General features: G+C 38.4%; 9 protein-coding genes. 7 read left to right on the top strand and 2 right to left on the bottom strand.

What is annotated here, in order from left to right; translation table 11 throughout:
* Positions 1–201 precede the first annotated feature (201 nt).
* Complete coding sequence (locus tag ACQKNC_RS14285; RefSeq protein WP_427425498.1) at positions 202–1,290, bottom strand: M24 family metallopeptidase; 1,089 nt, start codon at positions 1,288–1,290, stop codon at positions 202–204.
* Between the two features lie 258 nt (positions 1,291–1,548).
* Between ACQKNC_RS14285 and ACQKNC_RS14280 the strand changes: the two genes are divergently transcribed.
* A complete protein-coding gene (locus ACQKNC_RS14280; protein ID WP_427425497.1) occupies positions 1,549–2,232 on the top strand; it encodes a metal-dependent hydrolase in 684 nt (227 codons plus the stop codon).
* Between the two features lie 151 nt (positions 2,233–2,383).
* Positions 2,384–3,691, top strand: coding sequence for a DRTGG domain-containing protein (locus ACQKNC_RS14275; RefSeq protein ID WP_427425496.1), 1,308 nt, complete (start codon positions 2,384–2,386; stop codon positions 3,689–3,691).
* Positions 3,692–3,837: 146 nt separating this feature from the next.
* On the opposite strand, the gene ACQKNC_RS14270 is transcribed toward ACQKNC_RS14275, so the two are convergent.
* The gene (locus ACQKNC_RS14270) at positions 3,838–4,143 is read right to left on the bottom strand and encodes a YtpI family protein (RefSeq protein ID WP_427425495.1); all 306 of its coding nucleotides are present in this window, start codon (positions 4,141–4,143) and stop codon (positions 3,838–3,840) included.
* Positions 4,144–4,233: 90 nt separating this feature from the next.
* On the opposite strand from ACQKNC_RS14270, the gene ACQKNC_RS14265 reads away from it, so the two are divergent.
* The 5 genes from ACQKNC_RS14265 to ACQKNC_RS14245 all read left to right on the top strand — a co-directional run bounded on the left by ACQKNC_RS14265 (position 4,234) and on the right by ACQKNC_RS14245 (position 11,278).
* Positions 4,234–5,178 (top strand): DHH family phosphoesterase, encoded by a 945-nt coding sequence (locus ACQKNC_RS14265; RefSeq protein ID WP_427425494.1) that lies wholly within the window; start codon positions 4,234–4,236, stop codon positions 5,176–5,178.
* Between the two features lie 280 nt (positions 5,179–5,458).
* A complete protein-coding gene (gene dnaE, locus ACQKNC_RS14260; RefSeq protein WP_427425493.1) occupies positions 5,459–8,542 on the top strand; it encodes a DNA polymerase III subunit alpha in 3,084 nt (1,027 codons plus the stop codon).
* Positions 8,543–8,817: 275 nt separating this feature from the next.
* The gene (locus ACQKNC_RS14255; RefSeq protein ID WP_427425492.1) at positions 8,818–9,459 is read left to right on the top strand and encodes a FadR/GntR family transcriptional regulator; all 642 of its coding nucleotides are present in this window, start codon (positions 8,818–8,820) and stop codon (positions 9,457–9,459) included.
* A gap of 21 nt (positions 9,460–9,480) precedes the next feature.
* The gene (gene accD / locus ACQKNC_RS14250) at positions 9,481–10,329 is read left to right on the top strand and encodes an acetyl-CoA carboxylase, carboxyltransferase subunit beta (protein ID WP_427425491.1); all 849 of its coding nucleotides are present in this window, start codon (positions 9,481–9,483) and stop codon (positions 10,327–10,329) included.
* Entirely contained in the window at positions 10,322–11,278 is a 957-nt protein-coding gene (locus ACQKNC_RS14245; protein ID WP_427425490.1) for an acetyl-CoA carboxylase carboxyltransferase subunit alpha, read from the top strand. Before accD ends, ACQKNC_RS14245 begins: the two co-directional genes overlap by 8 nt.
* The last annotated feature ends 82 nt before the right edge of the window (positions 11,279–11,360 follow it).

Genomic DNA, 11,360 nt, shown 5'->3' with positions numbered 1-11,360 from the left:
GCTTCGCTTTCGCACAGACAAAACCCTTTTGTTGTTGCCGCTTCGCTTTCGCGCAAAAAACATCTGTTGGCCCGAGAACCTGCAGCGAAGCGAAGTGGCTCATCGGACGCACCCAGGAAGCGCCCCCGTTTTGCCGAAGAGCATACTCGCCACTAAAAAAAGGAAGCACCATGTTGGTTGCTTCCTTTTTCTTAAATAAACTTACAGTACAATCAATTCTTTAGGGAATTTTGTTAGTACTTCTACTCCCTCTTTTGTTACTACTACATCATCTTCAATACGGACACCAGTCACATCAGATTTATAGATACCTGGTTCAATTGTGAAGACCATGCCTTCCTCCATTGTCATTTCATTTGCGCCTGTCACAGATGGGAATTCATGTACAGAAATGCCGAGACCGTGACCAAGTCGGTGTGTGAAATATTCGCCATAGCCTGCATCAGTAATAGTATCACGAGCGATTTTATCTAAATCCATTGCGCGAACACCTGGTTTTACTGCTGCAATTGCATTTGTATTAGCAGAAAGGACTGTGTTGTAGATTTCCTTTTGTGCCTCACTAGGTTCACCAAAGGCAACAGTACGTGTAATGTCAGAACAATAACCGTCGTAAATTACACCAAGGTCAAATAATATCAAATCGCCTTTTTCTATTTTTCGAGCACCTGGTTTCCCGTGTGGAGAGGCTGTTTTTGGACCGCTTAATACCATTGTCTCAAAGGACATCTTGCAGCCTTTATCCTGAATGGCACTTTCTATCGCTGTTAAGATTTCCATCTCTGTTTTGCCTTCAGCGATTTCTTTACAGCCGATTTCAATAGCATAGTCTGCTAGTTCGGCAGCTTTACGTAATTTTTCTAGTTCATTTTCATCTTTAATTACTCGCATAGCATTGATTTTTTCGTCGAGACGGACAAAACTTGCCTGCGGGAATGATTGTTGTAAAGCTTCAAAACGCTCTACAATAAGCTGAGCTTTTTCAATAGCAAACGTTTGTGGGTTAACATTTCGATCTTTAATCGCTTGTGCAAGAACTTCCATTGAATTTTCAGTATCTTGGTGACCGATGACCTCGTAAGACCAACCTGCATCCTTCGCATCTGGGATCTCCATTTGTGGGCAAATTAAAAAAGGTTCTGCTTCTTTAAAAATCACCACACCTAGTAATCTTTCATGTGGGTTACTTTTAAAGCCTGAAACGTAAAAAACATTGTCTGGTGTCGTTACGAAAGCGGCATCAATTTGGTTTTGTTGCAAATAATTTTGAATTTCTTCAACCTTTGACATAAACATTTCCTCCTCTTGTTGCATTAAAAAAATTTCGCGTGCTCAACAAAAATAATAGCCTGCATGATGAGGCATCGACCTTTGAGCAATCTAAAACTCGAATTCGACGCTATGAATAATTGTCTCCTAACAGGGTATAGCTTTGTTAGGAAAGGATGCTATTATTCTCTGTACAAGCATATCAAAAAAAGGGGAAAATCGCATGGATAGCGAATAAAAATGATGTAGCACAATATGTACTGCAGGGAGGAAACATATATGGAAATTAGTTATCATGGACATTCAGTTGTCAAAATTCAATCAAATGGGAAAACAATATTGATAGATCCATTCATTAATGGCAATGGGCAAACTGATTTAAAGGTTTCTGATGAAGCACCGGATATTATTTTACTTACACATGGCCATAATGATCATGTTGGTGATACAGTGGAGCTTGCAAAGAAAAAAGATGCACTCGTCATTGCACCAAATGAGCTAGCTAATTGGATTTCTTGGCAAGGAGTGAAAGCGCATCCAATGCATATAGGGGGAGCCAAGGAATTTGATTTTGGTAAAGTGAAATTTACTCAAGCCTTCCATGGTTCGTCATATGTAACTGAAAATAATGAAATTATATATATGGGAATGCCTGCTGGAATATTATTGTTTATCGAAGGATTAACTATCTATCATGCAGGGGATACGGCGTTGTTTAGTGATATGAAATTAATTGGAGAACGCCATCCTATTGATGTTGCATTTTTACCAATTGGTGACAACTTCACGATGGGTCCAGAAGATGCGGCTTGTGCAGTTTCATTTTTGAAGCCGAAAATTGTCGTACCAGTTCATTATAATACTTTCCCTCCAATCGAGCAGGATCCACAAACTTTTGCAGATTTAGTGCAAAATGCAGAGGTTCAAATTTTAAAAGCGGGTGAAAAAGTAAACTGTTCCTAATTAGCGACACTGCTGTACTATATGGATTGGCACCACGTGCGTAGTTGAAATGATGGGGAATGAAAACAAATTCATCACTTTATATTAAATATTTTGATAAAAAATATGGTACACTAAGAGCAGAATTGATGCTTGAGAAATAGGTGATAATTTGTCTACAAAACATGAGAAAATTTTACAATACATCGAATCACTACCCGTGGGCGATAAAATTTCAGTACGTCAAATTGCAAAGGAAATGCAGGTGAGTGAAGGAACGGCATACCGTGCCATTAAAGAAGCGGAAAATCGTCGTTTAGTAAGCTCTATTGAACGTGTTGGAACAATTCGTATTGAGAAGAAAAAGAAAGAAAATATTGAGCGATTAACCTTCGCTGAAATAGTTAACATTGTAGATGGCCAAGTCTTAGGTGGAAAAACGGGTCTACATAAAACGTTAACGAAATTTGTTATTGGTGCCATGCAATTAGAAGATATGATGCGTTATACAGATGCAGGAAGCTTGCTAATCGTAGGTAACCGTATTAGAGCACATGAAAATGCACTGCGAGCTGGGGCAGCTGTTTTAATTACAGGGGGCTTTGATACAACTGAGGACAATAAGTTACTTGCAGATTCCTTGGACCTACCAATCATTTCAACAAGCTATGACACCTTTACCGTGGCAACAATGATTAACCGTGCAATTTATGACCAATTAATCAAAAAAGATATTTTATTTATTGAAGATATTTATGTACCTATGACTGATACGGCTGTTCTTCGAAATGATGAAACAATTCATCATTTCCAAAAGCTAAATGAACGAACAACTCATGGTGCATTTCCTGTTGTTACAGCAAACAATAAGCTTGCTGGGATGATTACGGTAAAAGACGTTATTGGTCGAGAAGAAAACGAGCTTATTGAAAAGGTTATGACAAAAAATCCGATTGCTGGATCGATGAAAATGAGTGTTGCTTCTGCAGGACATCGTATGATTTGGGAAGGGATTGACCTGTTACCAATCGTTGATGATGACAATGTTTTGCAAGGTGTTATTAGTCGACAAGATGTACTAAAAGCGCTTCAACTTGCTCAAAGACAACCACAACATGGTGAAACAATCGATGATTTAGTGAAAAATGAGATGAAGGTGCTTGGCGATGAAGAACTAATCGTAGAGTTTAAAGTAACACCTCAAATGACAAACCAATATGGGGCAATTTCTTATGGAGCATTTACAACTTTATTAGCAGAAGTTGGCTCATTTGCATTAAAGCGTCGTAAACGTGGGGATGCAGTTGCCGAAAACATGACGATTTATTTCATCAAGCCTGTGCAAATGGAAAGTACACTTATTGTAAAGCCTCGAATACTAGATATGAGTCGTAAGTTTGTGAAAATGGACTTCGAAGTGTTCAATCAACAAATTCTTGTAGGGAAGGCAATGATGATGTTCCAACTACTAGAACGTTAAGAAAAGACAAAAAGGGATGGCCTAGGGTAAATGCTAGGCCATCCCTTTTACTTCTTTCAGCGGGTGTCGGAACTCAGTCTAAGAACGTCACGTCCTATGGCAACGACCGATTCCAGACGCAATTATGCCGAGGCATAATTGATTATTCATTTGTTAATACGGTATTCTTCTTCAACAAATTGACCGTAGTGTCGAACCTTTTTAATATTTTCGATAATAACAAAGATGCCTAAAACGACAAGAATTGCTACAATAATAAATGTATATAACTCAGGGAATAAATATGCTTGGTTTAAACCAAATAAAAGAATAAATGCACCAAAACTTACATTGGCTTTACTTTTGTACCAATTTTTAGCGATCGGTAATGGAGAGCGAAACTGTTTTGTTTTAAAATAAAAATAAAAAACAAATGATATGATTATTGCAAACACAAATATTAAATTGAGCATAGTAAACCTCCTAGCATAACTAGTCATTATTGTAACTATTATTGAAGAAAAATGCTAACGGTTATTACTATCATTTTTGGGGGAATTAATTTGAAAAGACAAATCATCGACACAATTGCTTCATATGAAACAATCGTTATTCATCGCCATGTGCGTCCGGATCCAGATGCTTATGGATCTCAGCAAGGGTTAAAAGAGCTAATTTTAGCAAATTATCCGGAAAAGAAAGTTTTTGCTGTAGGTGATCATGATGAATCATTATCATTTTTAGCGAAACCAGACCGCATTACGGATGATATATACGACGATGCTTTAGTTATAGTGACAGATACGGCAAATACTGAACGTGTAGACGATCAACGCTATACAAAGGGTAAAATGGTCATTAAAATAGATCATCATCCAAATGATGATGCGTATGGTGATTTACTGTGGGTTGATACGAATGCGAGCTCTTGTAGTGAAATGATTTATGAGCTGTTTGAGGAAGGGAAACAAATAGCAAACTGGATTCTACCTCATGCCTCCGCAAGATTATTATTTGCTGGAATTGTAGGGGATACAGGACGTTTCCAATTCCCTAGCACAACCGTAAAAACGTTTAAAATTGCAGGAGAGCTTATTGCATATAATTTTGATCGAAATCAAATTTTCGATGGAATGTATGAAATGGATCAAAAGCTTTTAAATTTACAGGGCTATATTTATCAAAATTTCAAAATGGATGAGTATGGAGCAGCACATATCAAGCTGACAAAGGAATTGCTGGCAGAATTCAATGCTGTACCGTCAGAAGCCTCCTTGTTAGTTGGCTGTCTTGGAAGTGTGAAAGGTATTTGTGCATGGGTGATTTTCATTGAAGAGGCAGATCAGATTCGTGTGCGTTTACGTTCAAAAGGCCCTATTATTAACACTTTGGCAAAGGAATTTAATGGTGGTGGACATCCGCTTGCTTCTGGAGCTACAGCTTACTCATGGGAAGAAGCAGACCATGTTATAACGAGAATACAGGAAATTTGTAAGGCATACCAATAACGTGATTATTCGTTTGCGAACCAATAAAATTGTGATCTTGCGACGATCGTGCGCTAACAAAAATAATAATACAGGCGTGTTAATTGGGGATATTGAGCGATAAAGGACTTTTTGTTGCTATTTTACTAATATATTTCCATTTTAGCTGATTGTAGCCTGTAGCGGATATCAGAGCCTTCTAATTAATTAGTTTGGCTAAAAATGGTTAATCAATACACCTTTTTTATTCAAAGCTTTAAATTTAATATTATCTTTAATACCTAGAAAGGAAGGGATTCATTTGACACATGTATATACGAAAATGCATACGAGCGCGGATTTATTGAAAAGTACGATTCGGCTTGAACAATTGATCCCTTTTTTACAAGAGCAAAATACTCAGGCCTGTGCAATCGTCAATTCAAAATTGTATGGGCTTTTGCCTTTTTGTAAAGCGTTGCGGCAAGCGAATATTCATGCTGTATTAGGGCTCTCGATAAACATACAATGGCAAGAAAGAAAGGTTCCACTTGTGCTGTATGCTCAGACGCAAGAAGGTTACCAACATCTTTTAAAGATTAGTAGTGCAGTTTCTATTAGAGAAGATGATGCACTACCGTGGAAATGGCTTGAAGGATATGCAGCGGGCTGTGTGGCATTACTTTCTTCGGATGATTTAGTAGAAATTGAGGATTGGACTGAAGTAGCAAGTGCTCTAAACAAGGTATTTGGAAAGCAATTATTTATAGGCATAGCAAGACCAACAGGAATGATAGCTGAAAAAGAAGAAATGTATGTAGCATGGTGCGAAAATATGAACATAACGATGGTTGCTTCCCAAAGCTGCTATTTTTTACGTCCGGAAGATCATTTTGCCTTTGAGGCTGCAAGAGCAATAGATGCAGGTGAAAAGATTACTGATACAATGTTATCAGACCGTTTACAAGGTTATTTCGCTCCAACGGAAGAGGAATGGCGAAGTTGGTTTGCGGATCATCCAGAGTGGCTTGAGTCTAGTGCAACGATGCTAGCTAGCTGTACCGCGGAAATTCCTGAAATGCACGTCCAAATGCCTAAATTTCCTGTGTCAACTGATGAAACAGCCGAAAGCTTGCTAGTCAAAGAGGCTTTTGCAGGATTAGCGGATCGTTTTAAGCAAATTGAAATTCCTCAAGTTTATCAGGAGCGACTTCAATACGAGCTTGAAATTATTTGTTCAATGGGCTTTGCAGATTATTTTTTAATTGTTGCAGATTTTATGCATTTTGCTAAAGAAAATCGTATTTTAACAGGTCCTGGTCGTGGTTCTTCAGCGAGTTCTCTTGTGGCTTATAGCTTATCAATTACGCAAGTAGATCCATTAGTTTACGGCTTATTATTTGAACGATTTTTAAACCCTGAACGTGTTACATTGCCAGATATTGATATCGATTTTGTCGACAGTAAAAGACAAAAAGTCATCCACTATGTCGCTCAGAAATATGGAAAGGCAAATGTAGCGCAAATTATTACGTTTGGCACTTTATCTGCTAAGGCCGTAGCTAGAGATGTTGCCCGTGTTTTTGGTTTTGACGCTGAAACATTGGAGAAAATCTCAAAAATGATTCCAAATAAGCCTGGGATAACATTGCAGAATGCAGTTGCCGAATCACAAGGCTTACAAGGCTGGCTAGCCGAGGATGAAAAACATCGTCGCTGGTTTGAAGTGGCGTTAAAACTTGAAGGGTTGCCAAGAAATTCTTCTACTCATGCGGCTGGGATTGTGCTGTCACCTTCACCGTTAGTCAATACGATACCGATTGAAGAAGGGCATGATGGAATATATTGTACGCAATGGCCGATGGGAGATGTAGAAGCTAGTGGACTTGTCAAAATGGACTTTTTAGGATTGCGCAACCTGACAATTTTAGAGCAGATACGTTGGTCAATTTATAAAGCCGGTGGTCCTTGGATAGAGTTTGACCTTATTCCAATGCAGGATGAAAAGACATTTCAGCTTCTTCAAATGGGAGATACATTAGGGATTTTCCAATTAGAATCGGAAGGTATGAAGCAAGCTTTACGTGATATTCATCCAACCCATTTTTTAGATATAGTGGCAGTCAATGCGTTGTATCGCCCTGGTCCGATGGATTTTATTCCTGTATATGCAAGACGGAAAGCGGGTAGGGAATCAGTTACTATGCCACATCCAGCTTTAGAATCCATTTTAAGAGAGACATTTGGTGTCATAGTTTATCAAGAACAGATCATGCAAATTGCTTCGGTGATGGCAGGTTTTACGATGGGACAAGCGGATTTATTGCGACGGGCGGTAAGTAAAAAAAATCGTCAAGTATTAGAGGAACAACGTGCTGCGTTTGTAAAGGGAGCAATGAAACAAGGCTTTGACGTTCATGTGGCAGAAGAAGTGTATGCATTAATTGTGCGCTTTGCAGACTATGGTTTCCCAAAAAGCCATGCTGTCGCATATAGTGTTATTTCCTACCAAATGGCTTATTTAAAGGCACATTTCCCACAAAGCTTTTATACAGCACTTTTATCAAATGCCACAGGAAATGTGGAGAAAATCCTACAGGTTGTGAGTGAAGCGAAAGAGAAGGGGATTCCATTTTATCCACCTTCATTAAAACAGAGTACAAAATTTTTTACTGTTGAAAAGGATGGAATTCGCTATAGTTTATCCGGAATAAAGGGAGTACCTCATACATTTATAGAGACGGTGAGTACCTTACGCAAAACGAACGCAGAAGCATTTAATAATCTATTTGACTTGGCGGTTGCTTTAAGTGCACAGCATTTTAAACCAAAAGTTATGGAATCTTTAATTTTCGCGGGTGCCCTCGATTATATAGGTAAAGATCGTGCTGTACTAATAGCAACATTGGAGGCAGCCTTAAAGCATGCTGAATTGTTAAGACCAACTGAGGACATTGATATAGAGTCGGCAACTGCCTTTAGTTTTGGTAAACCGAAGTATATGGAAGCGGAAGCGATGCAACAAAAAGAAAAATTACTCCATGAAAAGGAAAGTCTTGGTTATTATATCTCAGCACATCCGGTCTCAGAGGAAAGAACTTTTTGGAATGAAGTAAATAATACGTGCCGAGAGTTAAAACATGCTCGTGAGGGAACGTATGTAAAAATGATTGGCATGATAGAAGAAGTAAAAAAAATACGCACTAAAAAAGGTGAACAAATGGCCTTTGTGCAGCTTCAGGATGAGTTTGGGACGGTGTCTGTAACTTTATTCCCGCAAGTTTTTCATCTTGTTCAAGAGCTGTTACTAGAAGATGAATTGCTTTACATTGAGGGAACGCTGGAAAGGCGCTTTGGTAGACCTCAAGTGAAAGTAAAACATGCACAAACGACGAAAAGAATATGAAATTGAAGAAAATTCTAGAAACTGCATATATTTTTATGCAGTTTTTTTCTTTACTTTTTAATAATTTTTTTGTAAGCTATAGTCAATGTTGAAAAGTGGCCAGACCACTTTAGTCTTCATTCAGTAGAAGACTCCATCTTTGAAGATAAAGCCTTAGGACGCATTGTTTATCTACGCGAAAGCGAAGCGACAGCAACAAATGTTTTTCTGTGCGAAAGCGAAGCGACAGCTACAATTAGGCCAAGGCGAAAATAATAGAACGAGGAGTTGATCGTATGGATAAAAAAACCGAACAAAAGAAAGTGTTTTTAGATATCGTCCAGCAACTACGACAACTTATTAAAACTGAAAAAATACAGGCTGGTGAAAAGCTCCCTTCTGAACGAGTCCTTTCAGAACGTCTAAGTGTCGGGCGATCCTCTGTGAGAGAGGCATTGCGAAGCTTAGAATTATTAGGTCTTATTGAAACGAAACATGGGGGAGGTACATTCCTAGCTTCCACACAAAAGCATCAGCTCGTAGAAATACTGTCGATGTTTATATTAGAAGATGAAAAATCAAAAAAGGATGTCGAATTAACGCGACAAATTCATGAAAAGGAAGCTATTCGCGTAATAAGTTGTATAGAAACTCTGCGAACACTACCTGTGTGGGACAGTTTTTTTGTAAAGCTAGAGATAGAAGGTACGATTAATTGTCTGGATGTTTTACGGGAAATAATAATCACGTCAGGAAATCGTCTTTCACTAAAAGTATGGTTTCAATTAGCAGTTTATGACGGTGACCGTTTAAATCGAAACTCAACAGAAGAAGAAAAATTAATCATTCAAACTATGTTGAAATCGATGCAGCTAGGCTATGAAAAAGAAGCATTAAAAGCTTACGAGCAGTGGATGAAGACTGTACAAAGTAATTAGACAACAAAGGGGGAGTCAAACATGGCAATTCGTAGCCTATTTACTAAAAAGAAAGAGGATGGACAAGAAAAGGGATTTCCAGAAGGACTTATGACAAAATGTCCAGAATGCCGTCACATTCAATTAACGAAGGAATTAGAAAAAAATAGTAAAGTATGTTCAAAATGTGACCATCACTTCAAAATGACAGCACAGGAGCGCGTAGCCTATTTTTTAGATGAAGGTTCATTTGTTTCAATGGACGATCATTTACAAACAAGTAATCCTCTTAATTTCCCTGCTTATGTTGAAAAAATTTCAGCGGATCAACAAAAAACGGGATTAAACGAAGCTGTACTGACAGGAAAAGGGACCCTTGATGGAGAAGAAATTGTTGTTGCAATTATGGATTCTCATTTCCGTATGGGTTCAATGGGCTCAGTTGTCGGAGAAAAAATTACACGTGCTGTTGAAAAAGCTACTGAATTACGTGTACCGTTTATTATCTTTACAGCAAGTGGCGGAGCGCGCATGCAAGAAGGCGTCCTATCATTAATGCAAATGGCAAAAACGAGTGTGGCATTAAAACGTCATAGTGATGAAGGTCTATTGTTTATTTCAATACTCACGCATCCTACAACAGGTGGCGTTTCTGCGAGTTTTGCCTCTGTTGGAGATATTAATATCGCGGAGCCACAAGCATTGATTGGCTTTGCTGGTCGTCGTGTAATCGAAGAAACAGTAAGAGAAAAACTACCAAGTGATTTCCAAACGGCTGAATTTTTACTGGCGCATGGTCAGCTTGATGCCATTTTCCATCGAAAAGATTTACGAAACCAAGTAGCTGTACTTGTAAAAATGCATACGAAAGGCGGCGTGCAACATGTCTAAAAATTTAGCTTTTGAAGAACCAGTAGTACAATTACGTGAAAAAATTGATGAATTAAAAACGATTGCTACCGAAGCAGATGTAGATATGACAGGCGAAATCGAAAAGCTTGAAACACGTCTGACACAGCTTGAACAATCAATTTATGCCAATATGAAGCCATGGGATCGTGTACAGGTTGCTAGACATCCAGAACGACCAACAACTTTACAATATATAGAAGCTATGTGTGAAAACTTTATTGAGTTACATGGTGATCGTACGTTTGGTGATGATGCAGCTATTCTGGGCGGAATTGCATTTTTTGAGGGCCAGCCGATAACAATTATTGGACACCAACGCGGAAAATCCACAAAGGAAAACATACGTCGAAATTTCGGTATGCCACACCCTGAAGGATATCGTAAGGCATTACGTTTAATGAAACAGGCTGAGAAGTTTAACCGTCCAATTATTTGTTTTATTGATACGAAAGGTGCTTATCCGGGTAAGGCAGCTGAAGAACGCGGTCAAAGTGAAGCGATTGCCAGAAATCTAGTCGAAATGGCGGGCTTAACAGTACCGGTTATTTCAATCGTTATTGGGGAAGGCGGAAGCGGTGGTGCACTTGCATTAGGTGTAGCAAATCGTGTCTTTATGCTAGAAAACTCAACATATTCGGTTATCTCACCAGAAGGAGCTGCGTCGATTTTATGGCGTGATGGTAGCCTAGCGAAGCAAGCAGCTGAAGCAATGCGTATAACAGCGCCTGACTTAAAAGAGCTTGGTGTTATTGATGGAATTATCCCTGAGATTACAGGTGGAGCACATCGCAATGTAGCGAAGCAAGCACTTAATATAAAAGAATGTATAAGCGATACACTTAAAGAATTAAATTCTTTAAATGGCAAACAATTAATTGAAGACCGTTATGAGAAATTTAAAAAAATTGGCCAATATACAGAAGCGTAAATTACAGTTTTAGGTTTTTGAATATGTTAATTTGCTCGAAAATAGTTAAAAATTGTGATTTAGATTAAATAGAATACCTAGA

Source organism: Lysinibacillus sp. NPDC094177 (assembly GCF_050279145.1).
Classification (GTDB): Bacteria; Bacillota; Bacilli; order Bacillales_A; family Planococcaceae; genus Lysinibacillus.
The sequence above is the reverse complement of the archived record's forward strand: the minus strand, read 5'-3'. Positions and strand labels throughout refer to the sequence as shown.